Annotated in this window: 14 protein-coding genes; 13 read left to right on the forward strand and 1 reads right to left on the reverse strand. The window is 65.9% G+C overall.

Going from position 1 to position 15,821, the window contains the following annotated elements:
* Positions 1–945: 945 nt before the first annotated feature.
* From ACQEVO_RS13980 to ACQEVO_RS14040, 13 genes are all read left to right on the forward strand, one after another.
* Positions 946–1,350 (forward strand): OmpA family protein, encoded by a 405-nt coding sequence (locus ACQEVO_RS13980; protein ID WP_432913052.1) that lies wholly within the window; start codon positions 946–948, stop codon positions 1,348–1,350.
* 225 nt (positions 1,351–1,575) lie between these two features.
* Positions 1,576–3,111, forward strand: coding sequence for a phage tail sheath family protein (locus tag ACQEVO_RS13985; RefSeq protein ID WP_432913053.1), 1,536 nt, complete (start codon positions 1,576–1,578; stop codon positions 3,109–3,111).
* Between the two features lie 29 nt (positions 3,112–3,140).
* A complete protein-coding gene (locus tag ACQEVO_RS13990) occupies positions 3,141–3,593 on the forward strand; it encodes a phage tail protein (protein WP_039829296.1) in 453 nt (150 codons plus the stop codon).
* Position 3,594: 1 nt separating this feature from the next.
* A complete protein-coding gene (locus ACQEVO_RS13995) occupies positions 3,595–4,038 on the forward strand; it encodes a hypothetical protein (protein WP_432913055.1) in 444 nt (147 codons plus the stop codon).
* Positions 4,035–4,190: a DUF6760 family protein gene (locus tag ACQEVO_RS14000; protein ID WP_432913057.1), complete on the forward strand. Its 156-nt coding sequence runs from the start codon at positions 4,035–4,037 to the stop codon at positions 4,188–4,190. Before ACQEVO_RS13995 ends, ACQEVO_RS14000 begins: the two co-directional genes overlap by 4 nt.
* Before the next feature lie 1,764 nt (positions 4,191–5,954).
* Positions 5,955–6,410 (forward strand): hypothetical protein, encoded by a 456-nt coding sequence (locus ACQEVO_RS14005; protein WP_432913059.1) that lies wholly within the window; start codon positions 5,955–5,957, stop codon positions 6,408–6,410.
* Positions 6,407–6,871: a phage tail protein gene (locus tag ACQEVO_RS14010; RefSeq protein WP_432913061.1), complete on the forward strand. Its 465-nt coding sequence runs from the start codon at positions 6,407–6,409 to the stop codon at positions 6,869–6,871. The genes ACQEVO_RS14005 and ACQEVO_RS14010 overlap by 4 nt, the downstream gene beginning before the upstream one ends.
* Positions 6,872–6,873: 2 nt before the next feature.
* A complete protein-coding gene (locus ACQEVO_RS14015) occupies positions 6,874–7,650 on the forward strand; it encodes a peptidase M23 (protein WP_432913063.1) in 777 nt (258 codons plus the stop codon).
* Between the two features lie 5 nt (positions 7,651–7,655).
* Entirely contained in the window at positions 7,656–9,467 is a 1,812-nt protein-coding gene (locus ACQEVO_RS14020) for a VgrG-related protein (protein ID WP_432913065.1), read from the forward strand.
* An 11-nt stretch (positions 9,468–9,478) separates the two neighbouring features.
* Positions 9,479–9,760, forward strand: coding sequence for a PAAR domain-containing protein (locus ACQEVO_RS14025; protein ID WP_128642446.1), 282 nt, complete (start codon positions 9,479–9,481; stop codon positions 9,758–9,760).
* Between the two features lie 4 nt (positions 9,761–9,764).
* Positions 9,765–10,202 carry a GPW/gp25 family protein gene (locus tag ACQEVO_RS14030; RefSeq protein WP_432913067.1) on the forward strand — a complete coding sequence of 146 codons (438 nt, stop codon included), beginning with the start codon at positions 9,765–9,767 and terminating at the stop codon, positions 10,200–10,202.
* A 5-nt stretch (positions 10,203–10,207) separates the two neighbouring features.
* Positions 10,208–12,145: a putative baseplate assembly protein gene (locus ACQEVO_RS14035; RefSeq protein WP_432922672.1), complete on the forward strand. Its 1,938-nt coding sequence runs from the start codon at positions 10,208–10,210 to the stop codon at positions 12,143–12,145.
* Positions 12,142–12,696, forward strand: coding sequence for a phage tail protein (locus tag ACQEVO_RS14040; RefSeq protein WP_432913069.1), 555 nt, complete (start codon positions 12,142–12,144; stop codon positions 12,694–12,696). Before ACQEVO_RS14035 ends, ACQEVO_RS14040 begins: the two co-directional genes overlap by 4 nt.
* 6 nt (positions 12,697–12,702) lie before the next feature.
* On the opposite strand, the gene ACQEVO_RS14045 is transcribed toward ACQEVO_RS14040, so the two are convergent.
* Positions 12,703–15,738, reverse strand: a complete 3,036-nt coding sequence (locus tag ACQEVO_RS14045; protein ID WP_432913070.1) for a BTAD domain-containing putative transcriptional regulator — start codon at positions 15,736–15,738, stop codon at positions 12,703–12,705.
* Positions 15,739–15,821 lie beyond the last annotated feature (83 nt).

Here is a 15,821-nt window from a genome sequence, read left to right on the forward strand (position 1 = left end):
TTGCCCCAAAGGGCTCATGTCCAGGGACCAAGTTGAAGTTGTCAGGCTGCTTTGATCTTGTAGGGTCATAGGTCGGTGGTCGCCGGGGATGCGGGGTGGGGTGGGGTGGTGTTGAGCTCCTCGAGTAGCTGCCGCAGTGCTCGGGTGATCTTGGGGGTGGTGGGGGGTGTCGAGCGCCACATTGATCGTTTTTAGGGTGTAGGTGATCTGTCCGCCGAGGTGCAGTAGGTGGCGCGGTATTCTTGTTGTCGGCGAGGAAGGCGTTGAGCCGGTGGCCAGCCACTGCTCGGTGTTGAAGCCAGCAGCCGCTGGCCGACCGCCGCTACCGAGGCGCCGGCCCCGGCGTCCGGATCCCGCACCGCTCCCGACGCAAGAACCCCGACACCGCCACCTACCTACTACCTGCCCGTCTCGGGGAACCAGAAGGCCGCCAACGCCAGCCACGCCCGCCTCCGCGCACCCCGGCGAACGCGCCTGCGCCCAACTCCAAGGCTTGGAAGTCGCTGACCCGGCTACGCCGCAGGTCTGGGCGTGGCTGCTGGTCCACTGCGCGCTCTCGGCCCTGTCCGCGCGAGCCGCCCAGGCCGCCGATTTGGATCTGGACCGGATCTCCTTCACCCGGGTCCTGCGCATCGCCCGCCGTACCGCCACCGGGACGGCGGGCTTTCCCCCTGACGACTGGCACCGCCACGTTCCTGTCCCCGGTCGCGGCCGAGATCACCGCGTAGCTCTTCCCGCGCCAGCTGCACCGCAGCTACCCGCGGGTGGTCAACGAGCCCGTCACAACAGCTACCGGGTCAAACACCGGCGACACCGGCACCCGCCACGACGGACCAGCGACAATCAACATACGTAAACTCCCAGCTCAAGCTCCTGTCCGGCAGTTTGAGCTGGACTATCCAACGACGCAAAGCCGGATTCTTCAACACGGGATCCTCGACCATCGTGAGAACTCCGACGGTGCTGGAAACTTCGACCCCGGACCTGCAGAAGGCGCTCTACTACTACGGGGCGAAGAGTGCGGTCAGCGGCTTCGGACAAGGCAGCGCCGACCTGCCGCCGGGACACGAGGCTGCACTGGCCAAGCCACTGGCGAAACTGCTGGAGGCGGACGGGATCACCGTGGTCCTCGGAGGAGCGGCCACGAAGGACGAGACCGACCCCGCTGCGCTGGCCCGTCGGCGGGCCGATGCCGTCAAGAACTACCTGAGCGCCCACGGTGTCGCGGCGAGCCGGATCGGAGTCGAGGTCTACGGCAGCGACTGGGCCAGGGCGTCCGGCGGCGGCGCCGGGGCGGACCAGGCGAATCGCCGCGTCGAGGTCGACCTGGTGGTGAGCGGCCAACGCTGATCCCGGGGTTGGCCGGTGCGGGTTGCGGCCGACCAGAGCCGCCCGGTCCACGGATCTACTTTGCGCGTCAGGGGGCCGCCACACGACCGATTGGTCGTACGGATCGATGAGTTGCCTCTTCGCGCAGTGCGCGTTGCCCACCCATACGTGCATCCGATCCTGGCTCCAACTGTCAGAGCAGCGCACCATCGACACATCTCACCGAACACCGTCCTAGGAGGCGTTATGCCGACCTACCAGTCGCCCGGGGTCTACGTGGAGGAAATCGACTCGGGGGCACGGCCGATCGAGGGGGTCGGGACCGCCGTCGCTGCCTTCGTCGGTCTCGCCGAGGAGGGACCGTTCAACGAACCCACACTGGTCAGTAACTGGACCCAGTTCACCGGCACCTTCGGCGGTTTCGTCGACGGCGCTTGTCTCGCGCGTTCCGTCTACGCCTACTTCCAGAACGGTGGCGGCAATGCGTTCATTGTCCGGATCGGCGACGGCACGGGCGGAAACGGGTCGAAACCCGCGGCCAAGGCCGTCGAGGCCGGACCTCAGGGGATCCTGGGCAACTTCCGCGTGCTGGCAGTCGATCCCGCTGCGCCCGAAGGAAGTATCGAGGTCGAGGTGCAAGCAGGCGATCCTGAATCCGCCGACGGGGCGTTCAAACTCGTCGTCCGCAAGGGCGGCGAGACCGTCGAAGAGTATACCGGCGTCACCACCGGGCGTGGAAAGACCAATGCCGCCACCATGGTCAACGGTCAATCGGCGACGATCAAGCTCGAGCAGATCCCCGCCGGGCAGGCAGTCGAGGACTTCGCCGCCGGAAAGAAGGTTACGCTCGCCGCCCCCGCGCAGCCCGCGCTGCTGCCGACCGCGCAGCTCACCTCCGAGGACTACGTCGGTGACGTGGCAGAACGCAGCGGGTTCTCCGGCCTGGAAGCGATCGACGAGATCACCGTTGTCTGCGTCCCCGACTTGCTCACGGCTTACCAGCGTGGCGCGATCGACCTGAACACCGTGGAGTCCGTGCAGAAGGCCATGATCGCGCATTGCGAGCTGATGGGTGACCGGATGGCAATCCTCGACCCGCCACCTGGACTCAACGCGCAGCAGATCAAGGAATGGCGAACCGACAAGGTCAATTACGACTCGAAGTACGCGTCCCTGTACTGGCCGTGGGTCAGCACTGATGGCGGGAACTATCTGCCCCCCTCGGGATTCATCGCAGGCATCTGGGGCCGTAACGACGACACCAGAGGAGTGCACAAGGCCCCCGCCAATGAGGTGGTGCGCGGCGCCGTCTCGCTCCAAACGCAGATCACCCGTAAGGAACACGACCTGCTGAACCCAGTGGGTATCAATTGCATCCGCTCCTTCCCAGGCCGTGGGATACGAGTATGGGGTGCCCGTACACTCTCCTCCGACCCGGCGTGGCGATACCTCAACATCCGCAGGCTCTTCAACTACCTCGAGGAATCGATCCTCAACGGCACCGACTGGGTCGTGTTCGAACCGAACGATCAAGCCTTGTGGGCGAAATTGCGCCGGACCATCGCCGCGTTCCTCGTCAACGAGTGGCGCAGGGGAGCACTGTTCGGTCTCACCCCGGACGACGCGTTCTACGTCAAGTGCGACGAGGAGACCAACCCGTCCGAGGGAATCGATGCCGGCGAGGTGGTCTGCCAGATCGGTGTCGCGCCGGTCAAGCCCGCCGAGTTCGTCATCTTCCGGCTGTCCCAGTTCGCGGGCGGCACCAGCCTCGTGGCCGAGTGATCGACGAGATGGAAAAGTGAGGAACGGAAATGGCGCTACCGGAATTCGACAGCTCGGTCGGCCACTCCTTCGGACTGGAGTTCGACGGCATCCAAATCAAGTCCATCACCGAGGTCACCGGCCTGAAGCTGGAACAGGACGTTATCGAGTACAAGTCGAACGAGGCCAAGGACGGGAAGTACCTCGTCAAGAAGCTTCCCGGGCGGTGGAAGTCCGGCGAGGTCACACTGACCCGACCGCTCACCGAGGACCACGGATTCGACAAGTGGATCAAAGATTCTCAACTGGGAAAGATGAAGGACGTGCGTAAGGGCGGCGCCATCGTCGTGTACGACTACGAGGGAAGTCCGGTCAAGCGGTACACCATGGAAAACGCGTGGCCCAAGAGCCTCGAGGTCAGCTCGATGAAGGCCGGCGACACCAGTGTCATGACCGAGAAATTGGTACTGACCTTCGAGCGCCTCCAGGTGGACGGTGCGTAGGGTGAACGGTTCCGGAACGCTGGAGGCAGAACGCGATCCGGACCGACCCGACAACGCTTCGGATGCCGGCGTCGCGTTGCGCACCGAGTTCGGATTCCTGCTCCCGCGCGGTTACGTCGACGCGACCGGCACAGTGCACCGCGATGGCACGATGCGATTGGCCACGGCCCGGGACGAACTGGTCTCCCAACGCGACGACCGGGTGCGCGAGAACCCCTCCTACCTGACGGTAGTGCTGATCAGCAGGGTCGTCTCCCGGCTCGGCGGCATCGACGACGTGCATGCCGGGATCGTGGAGAACATGTTCGCCTCCGACCTCGCATTTCTCCAGGACCTGTATCGGCGGGTCAATCAGGACGGACATACCCGAGCCGGAGTCACCTGCCCGGACTGCGGTGGCAGTTTCGCCGTCGACATCGCCGGGGGCCGCCTGGGGGAATCATGACGTACGGGACCGAACGCCTGCATGCGGAGGTCGCGTACGTCGCCTACCACTTGCACTGGTCGCTCGACCAGCTACTGGACCTCGAACATGCCGACCGGCAGCGGTACCTGGCGCTGGTCCGAGATCTCGCCTCGGAATCCGGGAGAAGGTGAACAATGGGCATCAAATGGCCGTGGCAGCGGGCGACCGAACCGAGCAGGCCGTCGGAAAGGGGTCATGACGACTCGTTCTCGCCGGAATGGCCTGCACTGCTTCCATTGCGGCGAGCAGTCGATGCGATGCAGCCGACCGCCCCGCTCGGCGCCTTCACCGCAGCTTTGACCACCTCGCGGAACCCCGGCCTCGTCCTCCCGGTCCAGCCGGTGGTCGACACAGCGGCGTCACTGCCGATCTTTGCGATCGCAGCGCCCGCTGTCGCCCGTCTCGTCGCGCAACCGCCTGAGCGCATACCGCATCCGCAACACCGGACGTTCGCTCCGATTCAACGCGCAACAATTGGTGCCGCAGGGCACCAGGCGGATTCGACGCGACCGCCCCGACAAGCCGAAGCAGACGCCCCACGGCCGGAGATGACCACCGCGCCCATTCTCGAAGAACCGCTGCTCCTCCCGATCGTCGACGGATCGGGGGGTGGAGGTGTTCCTCCCGGGGAGCCATGGACCTCCCCAGCCGACAGGGAACAGCAACTCGGCCGGGGCGACGAGGGCCGGCCCCGCACCCACGGCAGATCCGCCGTCGGAGCCCAGGTCGTGCAGTCTCCGATGCCGGTCATGCCCGTACAACGGGCGCAGACGGATACACCACCTGTGCAGACGGATTCACCACGTCCCCGCACGGAGCCGGCTCCCGCCCCTTCCCGACACCCCACCGCAGCCGAACACCCACCCCACACTCCCGTGCAACGATCTGCGACAGACACCCCGCACCCCCGCAACAAGCCCACGGCACCCGCTCCCGCGGCGCTCGATCGATATTCCGCTCCCGCGGATCGCGTCGGCCTGGAAATCGAATCCGTTAGTGCGGCTTCGCCCGTGCCGGTTTCGCCGCTCGACCCGGCCACTCCCGAAGCCGCCGAAGCGCCGCCGTCCGCCACCAGCGCCGCGCGAACCGGCGACGTCGTGACTCCGGGGCCGATTGTGAAGCAACGACTCACTGCGACCGAGGCGAACGCAGTCGTCACTGCTCCTTCCGGCCCTCCCAGTCAGTCTCCGGTGCACAACGATTCCTGTCGGTACACCGAGCCCATCGGAGGCGTTCCGGCCCTCGAGGTTGTGGCTACTACAGCACCGACGCCGATGAACGTCCCGTATCGCCCGGTGGTCACCGAACGGCCTGGTCGAGCGCCCTCGGACTCCCCGAACGTCAGCGCCACGACCACATCGTCAGAGCCCCCTGTTCCTGACCGGCGGCAGGCCGCATCGTTCGAGCCGGTGCTCTCGAACACGGCACCGGCAAAACAGCTTTCACCGCAGCCGGCTCGCACCGTAGAGAATGCATCGGGTGCGCCCGTTCAGCGGCGTTCCCCGAATCGGTTGCTGACGCCCAGCCCTGGTCGAACACCTACCCGATCCGACGGAATCACAGTTGTTTCACCCTCTGAAATCACCTTGCCGGGCACGGTGCCGACCGAAATTCCGAAGGTGGAACCAGGTGAGGCCCGTACCGGTCGACAAGACCACGACCATGATCCGCCGGACACATCGAAACGGATTTCCGCGCAGCGCGCGAGCATCACGGTAGACACCGCGAACCGAGCTCGTCCCACCGCATCGGAATCTGTGTCCGAGCCCCCGGCACAACGCCCACTGCCCGGGAACCGAGCACCGATGCACGAAACGCCGCTCTCCGCGCTTCCCGTCCCGACCGTCCCCGCGGGAATCGGCGCACCGATATCGCACACCGAGCACGTGGGTCCCTTGCCGAACCTCGGCGAAACCCCCGAAGCGGCGCACGTGGCGCCAACACCACCGACTCCTCGCTACGATCTGCAACGGCTCCCGAGCATCGGAGCGTCTGTTCGGCAACCGCCGGGAAACACGGTTGCGATCGACCGCGATCGACCGGTCTCGCTGCGCGAGATGTTCGCGAACGTGGCCCGCGAGAGCGATCACGACGAACCCGAGGACGCGCTGCCGGTGGCGCAACGGCAGACCGAGGGACCCCAGCCCACCGAGTCCGTCACCGATTTCGGAGCGCCGGCCACACCTGGGACTGCGCCACCAGCGTCAACGACGGGGCCCCCCGCCGGACTTGCGAGCCCGGACATCGATGAGCTCGCCCGCCGTCTGTACGAACCGATCGTGACGCGCATCAAGACCGAACTCTGGCTCGACCGCGAGCGTGCTGGTCTGCTCTCCGATCCGAGACTGTGAGCAAGGAGGACGAACCGGTGACACAGCCGAACAACGATCCCGCAGTGAGCGTGTGCTTCATGGTGGAAGTAGACGGCAAGGATCTGGGCGCCTTCAACAGCTGCGAGGGGCTCGGCGTCGAGATCGTCATGGAACAACGTGAGGAGGGGGGCAACAACACGATGGTGTGGCAACTCCCCAGCCGGATGAAGTACACCAACGTCAAATTGACCCGGCCGGTCGGTGCACAGAGCCGGCAACTGACCGACTGGCTGGCAAAGGCCCTCGATAGTCTCGAACCGACCACGGCCGGGATCTATGCCTGCTCGGCCGACGGGACGATCGTCGCGGGATGGTCTCTGCAGGGAGTGGTTCCGGTCCGATGGACGGGGCCCAGTCTCAATGTCGACACCGCCAAGGTGGCAACCGAGACCCTCGAAATCGCCCATCACGGCATCTTGCCCGGATCGCGTAAGAGGTGACCATGACGAACGTCATAGCACTCGCCAGTGGCGGAGGCATCCCTCAGGCCGGCGGTGGCTCTGCGGGCAAGGACGTGATGCCACCGGAGGTGAAAGACCATGCAGTACTCACCATGTACACGGCGGAAAAGGCGGCCGGCGGCAGCAAACGGGGAAGCCCCCTCGGGAAAATCAAATTTCAGTTCAATCCGAAAGAGATCACCATCTCGAAGTCCGCGAAGTGGGACCGGAAACCCGCGAAAGGAACGAAAAAGGCTGGACCACCCGAGTTTTCCGGACCGGAGCCGTGCAAGCTCACCTTGGAGATGTTTTTCGACGCCACCATCAAAAAGGACACCGACGTCGTCAAGTCGGTCGAGCAACTGTTCTCCTGCTGTGTGCCGGTGGACGAGAAGGATCCCAAACCGATGCCGCCGCTGGTGGTACTCACGTGGGGCGGTACGTCGAGTTTCAACGCCTTCGTCACCCAGGTGAACGCGAAATACACTTTGTTCTCGCCCACAGGGAAACCGATTCGCGCCGTCTGCACCGTGAACCTGGAGGAGATGCCAGGGGAACCCCGCCCCCAGAATCCGTCATCGGGGGCGACCACGCCGAGTCGGGTCCACGAGCTCGTCGAGGGTGACACGTTGTATCTACTTGCGTATCGCGAGTATGGAGATCCCACGCTGTGGCGGCCACTGGCCGCCTACAACGGCATCGACGACCCGATGCGAGTGGCCGCCGGGCAGTCGGTGGTCTTGCCCGGCGTATCGGATTTGCTGAACCGGATCGGTTGATCACGATGACATCAACCTCGGGACTCCTCGTACAGGTCGACGGCGGTCCGCTGGCGAACAACCTCTCAGCGCTGCTCGTGTCCGCGATCGTGGATACGAGCCTGCGCGTGCCGGACACGTTCAGCCTCCGATTCCGCGACACCGACCGAACACTGCTTGCGCAATCGAAGGTCGAAATCGGTTCGAAAGTGCAGGTCGCCGTCACGACCGATGCCGTCAACACTCCCGAGCCACTGGTGTCCGGCGAAGTCACCGCGGTCGAACTCGATTTCGACGGGACGGGGACGTTTACGACGATCCGGGGGTATGACTGCGCTCATCGGCTCTTTCGCGGTAAACGTACGACGGCCTACACCCAGACGACGGCCTCGGATGCGGCCGTGTCCGTCGCACGTCGCGCAGGGCTGGAAGTCGGCGAGGTGACATCGACCGGCACCGTGTTCGATCATCTGGCTCAGTGCGGACAAAGCGACTGGGAGTTTCTCGATGCTCTCGCCAAGCGCGTCGGCTTCGAGGTCGCGGTTCGGGACAACAAACTGGACTTCGGGCCGCGTAAACCCGCCGCGGACGCCCCTCACGGGCTGGGCACCTCCCACCAGGATCCACTCGTCCTCACTTTCGGGAGAGACCTGCTCCGTATTCGGTCGGTGGTGACAGCCGCCGACCAGGTCGCCAAGGTGCAGGTCCGCGGCTGGGATGTGTCGCAGAAGAAGGCGATCGTCGCGGAGGCGGGCGCGGATACGAAGAGCGCCGATCTGCCGACCATTACGCCTGCCGCGGTCGCGGCGGCCTTCGGCGACCCCACCTACGTCGCCACCGACGTTGCGTATCGCACCCAACCCGAGGCCGACTCGGCGGCCACGGCCCTCGCTGAGGTCATCGGAGGTTCCTTCGCCCAAGTCGACGCCGTGGTACGGGGAAACCCGAAGCTGCGCGCCGATACCCCGATCTGCCTGGCGAACATGGGCGAACCATTCGACGGGAAGTACCTGGTGACCGCGGCACGGCATCGGTACGAACCCGGCGCGGGCGGGTACACCACCTCCTTGTCGGTGACCGGGCGCCAGGAGCGCAGCCTGTACGGACTCGCGTCCGGCACCGGCGGCGCGTCCGGGCAGGGCGTCGTCGTTGCGCAGGTCAGCGACGCGCGGGATCCCTCACACCAGGGCAGGGTCCGCTTGACCTTCCCGTGGTTGTCGGCGGACTACGTCAGCGACTGGGCGCGTGTCCTGCAGTCGGGCGCCGGTAAGGGGCGCGGGGCGCTCGTCGTCCCGGAGGTCGGCGACGAAGTGCTCGTCGCCTTCGAGCAGCACGATCCGCGCAGACCCTACGTTCTCGGTGGCCTGTACAACGGAGTCGACACGGTTAGCGCGAAGGGCCCAGCGTTGATCGACAGCGGATCCGGCGCCGTCAATCGGCGGTCGTTCGTCTCACGCAACGGCCACCGCCTCGACCTGCTCGACGAGAGCGGGCGGATCGAGGGCGTTTCCGTCGAGACCGGTGACGGCAAACTGCGTCTCGTCCTCGACAAGATCGGTACCAAGGTCGAAATTCACAGCGACGGGACAGTTCTCGTCGAGGGCAAGCGCGGGGTGGTGATCGACGCGGCCGACGCCGAGCTCGCGCTCACCGCCGCCGAGATCGTGCTGAATGGTAAGCGGTCGGTCACGATGTCCGGTGGCAGCGGCTCGATCGCCGTCGACGCCGGCGGCGTAGCGGCAGACGGTCCGAGTGTGAAGGTTTCTGCCAGCACCACGGCCGAATTCAAGGCCGGTGGACCGGCCGTCATCTCGGGTACGCCGGTCAAGATCAATTGAGGGGAGGACGCATGCCCCCTGCAGCGCGGGTCGGTGACCCAACCGGCCATCCGGGTGTGATCGGACCACCCGGGGTGCCCACCGTGCTCATCGCCGGTCAGCCGGCGGCGACCGTGGGGACCCCACATATCTGCAGCTTTCCACCCCCCGCCGTCCATCCGCCGACGGTGATCGCCGGACCAGGATCGGCAACCGTCCTCATCGGCGGAATGCCTGCCGCGCGGGTGGGTGACCTATCCGCCTGCGGTGCACCGATCGTTTCCGGCGCGGCAACAGTACTGATCGGAGGTTGAGCCCATGCCCATCGACTTCATCGGCAGCGGGTGGAACTACCCGGTCCAGGTCGACGCCGTCGGCGGCATCGCACTGGCCACCGGATCCCGCGATATCGAGCAGGCGATCGAGCTGATCCTCCGGACCGCTCCCGGCGAGCGGCCCATGCGCCCGGAGTTCGGCTGCCGGGTGCACGAACACATCTTCTCCCCGGCGAACGAAGCTACCGCCGCGGCGATCGCCGCCGACGTGCACGAGGCCCTCTCCCAGTGGGAACCGCGAATCGACGTGCTCGACGTCGTGGTTCGGTTCGACCCGGCCGCACCCGGGACGTGCTACATCGACGTGGCCTATTCGATTCACGAGCGCAGCGACGTACGCAATCTGGTGTTTCCGTTCTACCTGATCGTCGAGGAGCCCGAAGAGTCATCTCCCACCACACAACGACAACAGGCGAGGTGAGCGTCGTGTTGCCCGCCCCCGACCTCGACGACCGGCGCTTCCAGCAGCTCGTCGACGATGCGCGCCGACTCGTTCGGTACCGATGCCCCGATTGGACCGATCACAACATCTCCGATCCCGGCATCACCCTGATCGAAACGTTCGCGATGATGGTCGACCAGCTCATTTACCGGTTGAATCGCGTTCCCGATCGCCATTACGTCAAGTTCCTCGAACTGATCGGGGTGGAGCGGCGACCGCCCGGAGTCGCGCAGGGAACCGTGACCTTCTGGCTGTCGGCCCCGCAATCCCAGGTCGTGGTCGTGCGTGCGGAAACCGAAGTCGGCACAGATCGCACGGACGTCACCGAGCCTGTGGTGTTCACGACGGTCGAGCAGCTCGACATCGTTCCGTGTACCGCACCGTGGGTCGGGGTCGAACTCGTCGGCGAGGATCCGACCGAGCGGACCAACGAGATGCGTGGTTCCGGCTTCACGTGTTTCTCGCCGGCACCCCGTCCGGGAGATTGCTTGATGATCGGCCTGTCCAACGCCGTGCCCTCGTGTGCGGTGTTGTTGCGCATCGACTGCGAGGTCTCGGGCATCGGTGTCGATCCGCGGCGTCCCCCTCTGGTGTGGGAGGCGAAGACGCCGAGCGGCTGGAAACAATGTCCGGTCGACCGCGACGAAACGGGAGGCCTGAACAAGCCGGGCGATGTCGTCCTGCACCTGCCGGATGATCACGACGAATCCGTACTGGCCGGGGTGCGGAAGGGATGGGTTCGCTGCCGGCTGCGGGAACCGGAGCCCGACCAGAGAACCTATTCCGAACCTCCTCGGATACGGAAAGTGGCCGCGAGCACGATCGGCGGTACGGCATCGATCGTGCATGCCCGAGTGATTCGCGACGAGCCGCTCGGCAACTCCGACGGTACGGCCGCCCAGCACTTTCGTCTCCAGCATGTGCCGGTCCTGCCCTGGGCGGGCTGCAGCGTCGTCGCGGTCGATGGCGATGTCGAGTCGATGTGGCGACATGTGGACCACTTCGCCGAGGCGACGGAAGGGGACCAGGTCTTTCACGTCGACGCGGTCTCCGGCGAGGTGACGTTCGGGCCGGCCGTGCGTGAGTCGGCCGGCACGCTTCGTCAGTACGGTGCAATTCCACCCAAGTCCGCGTCACTGCGAATGGCGGCGTATCGAACCGGCGGCGGCGCGCAAGGCAATGTCGCGACCGGTCGCATCCGCGTGCTGAAGACCAGCGTGCCGTACATCTCCCGCGTCGAAAATCGCAGTCCGGTGATCGGCGGAGCGCCCGCGGAGACACTCGACGACGTCAAGACCCGCGGGCCACTGATCCTGCATTCGCGCGGCCGCGCGGTCACCGCCCAGGACTTCGAGGACCTGACGCGCGAGATCGCTCCGGAGATCGCCCGCGTGCACTGCCTGTCGGCACAGAATGCTTCCGAGGGGGTGGTCCGGGTACTTCTCGTGCCGCACGTAACCTCCGACGAACTGGGCAGAGTCGAACTCGCGGAGCTCACACCGCCGGCCGAGACCGTCGAACGGATTCGACGGTTCCTCGACGAACGCCGCCTCGTCGGCACCCGGCTCGTGATCGAGCCCCCCACCTACCAAGCGGTCACCGTGGTGGTGGGAATGCATCCGCTGCCCGGATTCGTACGCTCCCACGTCGAATCCGGCATCCTCACCGCCCTGTACCGGGTGCTGCATCCGCTTCACGGAGGCCCAGACGGTTGCGGATGGCCGATCGGGCGCCCCGTGCAGGAAGGCGAAATCGGCGCAGCGATCAGCACCGTTACCGGTATCGACATGTCGAGCGAAATAATGGTTCGCCTGTACACCGCGAATCCGGCCACCCGGAAACGGGAGCGTGTGTCCATCGTGCCCGTTGCTGCCAACGCGCTCGTGTACTCCTACGATCACCAGGTAGTGGAGCCGGCATGAGAGGCACAATCGACGGACTCCCGTCGACACGACCGCTCGGCGAGACGGTACCCGCGGTGTATCAGCAGGATTGGTACACCCAGCAACTGTGTGCCGCGTTCGACGAATTGCTCGCGCCCGTGTTCGCGACGCTCGATTCGTTCGGTGCTTACCTCGATCCGTCCACCACCCCGGAAGACATGCTCGGCTGGCTCGCGAGGTGGATCGGACTCACTTTCGTCGGCCACGAGACCGAGGCACGCCGGCGCGACCTCATCCGGGCGGCGGTACGTACGCTGGCGGCCCGCGGCACCGCGCGCAGCGTACGCGAGGCAGTCGCCGCGGTGTTCGACGTCGAACCAGAGATCGAGGAATCCGGGGGCATCGTCGCGTCCACGACACCCGGGACCCCCGCTCCGGGTAGCCCTCATCCGCTGCTGACCGTTCGGCTGGTGGTAACCGATCGTTCGGCGATCGACGAGCGCAGACTCGATGCGCTGGTCGATGCCGTCAAACCGGCGCACATTCCCCACCATGTCGAGGTGGTGACCGCCCCCGCGGTCGACGGTTGAGGTGTTCTACGGGAGACCGAGCTCAGCCCGGATCCGGCGGTATTCGCCCTGCACCTGCGCGGCGGCGCTCACGTCGCCTGCCGTCTCGTGAATCTCCACCATCAGTTGCCAGGGCGCGTCCTGGTAGGGATCGAGGTCCACGGCATGTCTTGCCGCCTCGTATGCCTCAGCAGCGTCGCCGAGTACCAGGTAGTCCCCGGCCAGGGCGGCGGCCGCGACCGCGGCGCTGTGTCGCAGTCGCTGCCGCTCGGTGGTGACGAACTCGGCGGGGCCGTCCTCAGGCAGGAGGTCCCCGGCGTAGAGGGTGAGTGCGTGCGCTCGCGCGGCCACCCGGGCCCGCACATCCGTTCGTTTCCGGGGCGAGGCGGCGTCGGTAAGCGCGCGCTCGAACTCCAGCACATCGGAGAAACCGTCCTCGGGGACACAGAGCCGATAGGACTCGTCGCGGCGCAGCAGTGCCATCCCGTGGGCACGCAGCAGGCCTCGAACGCTCGAAACGGCGACCTGCAAACGGTGACATGCGGCGTCGTGCGGGACACCGGGCCACAGCGCATCCTCGAGCGACTCGCGGTGGCAGTCGCGGTTCGGTGTCATCGACAACAGTCGGAGCAACGTGCGCGCCTGCGGCCGCAGACCGTCGAGCTCGACGATCCGACCGAACGCCTCGAGCCGGTAGCCGCCGAAACAGAAGATTCCCACTGGGGGTATCCCGGTGCCCCGGACTTTCCCGTGCGCACCCGAAGTCCCCGCGGCGAGAGAGCCGAGCGAGGGAAGGTGTTTCCGACCGTGGGACAGCTCCCCCGCTGCCGCGCACGACAGGGCGATCGCCTCGGCGCGGCGCAGCCCGAGTCCCCGCGCCGCCACGGCGGCCTGCTGTGCTCGAACAGCGTTATCGGGTGCGGCGTCGTCGAGCCCCAGGATGCGACACCATACCGCGAGTACCGGGGCACCGAGTTGCCCGAAGCGGACGGCCGCGTCCCCGAAGCGCTGGGCCGCATCCGGATCGTGTCGACATCGCGCGGTCAGCGCGAGCCCGAATGTCATCAATGCGGCTCCCCAATGGTCGCCGAGCTCCTCGCACTCACGCACCATCTCCGCGCAGACATCGACGCGCCATTCTGCGGGAAGCTCCCGGACAAGCAGCAACTCCTGCATTCCGCGACACACACGTTCGAGCCAAGGCAATCCCTCGCGATAGCACGTCGAGGCGAGATCGTGCACGACCGATGGATCCGGTGTTGTGCCGCGAAGTGCGTCGATGACCACGACGGCAAGACGCGCCGCCATCGACGGTATCGGTTCGGCCGTCGATTGTGCCGCCCTCAACGCCTCTCCAGCCCAATCGATTTCGCCCGCGGCGAGCGCGCACATGCCGTTCACGAAGCGATCCCGCGGGGAGCCCGACGACGGGTCCGCGGCGAATAGGTCCGACGGGGCGGAACACAGGGCGGCGCGCAGGGGTGTAAGCCAGTGGTTTGCCGGCCGTGCGCCGGCAGATGCCCCCGGAAGCCATGGGGCCAGTGATAGACGCTCGGACTCGCATCGCCCGACGAACTCCGGATCGTCCAGCAGGGCCCGGGCCGCCCGATACGCCTCGTCTGCTCGACCGACGGCTCCCTCTCGGACGCGGAGGCGCGCCAGCGCGAGCGCCAGCCAGGGATCGGTTCGCCACTCGCCGCAGCTGAGCAAGGGATCATCGTCACCGATCGGCACTTCGCCGGCAGTTGCCTCCCGGATGAGTCGCGATACCGCCCCCCAGTCCGACGCCTTGGCGTACGCGTGTGCCGCTTGGCGATACTCGCCGGCTCCCTCCAGCAGATGCGCGGCCCGCAGATACCACGAGCAGGTTTCCGTCTCGCCCTTCAGCTCGAGGAGAGCGAGCTCGAGATGGGTGCGAAGTACCTCGTGGTAACGGAACGTCCGACCAACGTCATCACACTCGGTGAACAGTTGATTGTCTGTCAGCTGCTGCAGAATTCGACCGCTCCCGGTAATTTCCAGCAGGGCGTCGCAGAGTGTGGGCGTCATAAGGCCCAGAGTCGACGTGTGGATCATGAACCATCGCTGGTCGGGCGGCAGTTCCGAGAGGACGTTCCGAGCGAGATATGCGCGCAGAAGTCTGGAATGCACCGTGAGTTCTCGGACGGCACGCTGCCGGTCGGAGTCCGCGAGCCCGGTGGTCGCAAGGTGGAAGAGTTGCAGCCCTGCCGCCCACCCCCCGATACGGCGTGTCAACCTGGCCGCCGATTCGGGCGCGAGTGGTGCACCGTAGACGGTCGCGAACAGCTCCTCGACCTCCCAGGACCGGAACCGCAACTGGTCGGGATCAATTTCCCGAGCGTCGCCCGAAACCACGAGACGAGGCAAGTTGATTTCGGGGGTGCGCCGCGATCCCAAAAGTATGCGGAGACCAGGCGGCCGCAAGGCGACGAAACGCGCCAACGCTCTTTCGGCCTCGCTGCCGGCGATCTCATGCACATCGTCGATGATCAGCAATCCGTCGACACTATCGCATTTGTCCAATTCGATCAGAATCTCGTCCATCGATCCCAGGTCCGATGCAAGCCGGCAGCCCATACCCCGCACCACCGCGGACAGGTAATTACCGAGAGCCCCCTCGGTGGAGTCGTCCTCGGTTGCCCGATACCAGCCGACCGGGCGATTCGATGACGCCGCTACCTGGGACAACAGGGTTGATTTACCTGATCCGGCCGGACCGACGACGATCGTTACCGACGCCGTCGTGTCCCAGCATTCCTGCAGTAGTCGCTCTCGCCACAATCCATGAGATACCGGTGGGCGAAGCTTTGTCCTCAATATCGCCGACGTTGGCACCTCACTACCCCCTAGTCGTGGAGGCTGTACTTCGCGATCCGGAACAGGCATGAGATGGCTCGACCGCGATGGTGGGCGTGAAATATCCGCGGGAATTGCAGGCACCGTGTGTGAACGGCTGCCCTCGGATGCCTTCTCGCCCCCTCTGCTCGCGGTGTTCCCGCGGCGGGGAAGGGCGCGGCCGGACGGACGGCATACCTCCAGCATGACCCCGCAACTTCCGGTCCACAAGGTTCATCAGCAAGAGCAGTCGGTACCCGGCCCCGAATAAGCGCGCGACCGAGGCGGAA

This window comes from Nocardia sp. CA-290969, assembly GCF_050936135.1.
In the GTDB taxonomy this organism is placed as follows: Bacteria; Actinomycetota; Actinomycetes; order Mycobacteriales; family Mycobacteriaceae; genus Nocardia.

Bases quoted from the DNA above. Each gene is read 5' to 3' on its own strand.
- ACQEVO_RS13985 (WP_432913053.1), top strand. From the start codon at position 1,576: ATGCCGACCTACCAGTCGCCCGGGGTCTACGTGGAGGAAATCGACTCG.
- ACQEVO_RS13990 (WP_039829296.1), top strand. From the start codon at position 3,141: ATGGCGCTACCGGAATTCGACAGCTCGGTCGGCCACTCCTTCGGACTG.
- ACQEVO_RS14000 (WP_432913057.1), top strand. From the start codon at position 4,035: ATGACGTACGGGACCGAACGCCTGCATGCGGAGGTCGCGTACGTCGCC.
- ACQEVO_RS14015 (WP_432913063.1), top strand. From the start codon at position 6,874: ATGACGAACGTCATAGCACTCGCCAGTGGCGGAGGCATCCCTCAGGCC.
- ACQEVO_RS14020 (WP_432913065.1), top strand. From the start codon at position 7,656: ATGACATCAACCTCGGGACTCCTCGTACAGGTCGACGGCGGTCCGCTG.
- ACQEVO_RS14025 (WP_128642446.1), top strand. From the start codon at position 9,479: ATGCCCCCTGCAGCGCGGGTCGGTGACCCAACCGGCCATCCGGGTGTG.
- ACQEVO_RS14030 (WP_432913067.1), top strand. From the start codon at position 9,765: ATGCCCATCGACTTCATCGGCAGCGGGTGGAACTACCCGGTCCAGGTC.
- ACQEVO_RS14040 (WP_432913069.1), top strand. From the start codon at position 12,142: ATGAGAGGCACAATCGACGGACTCCCGTCGACACGACCGCTCGGCGAG.
- ACQEVO_RS14045 (WP_432913070.1), bottom strand. From the start codon at position 15,738: ATGCTGGAGGTATGCCGTCCGTCCGGCCGCGCCCTTCCCCGCCGCGGG.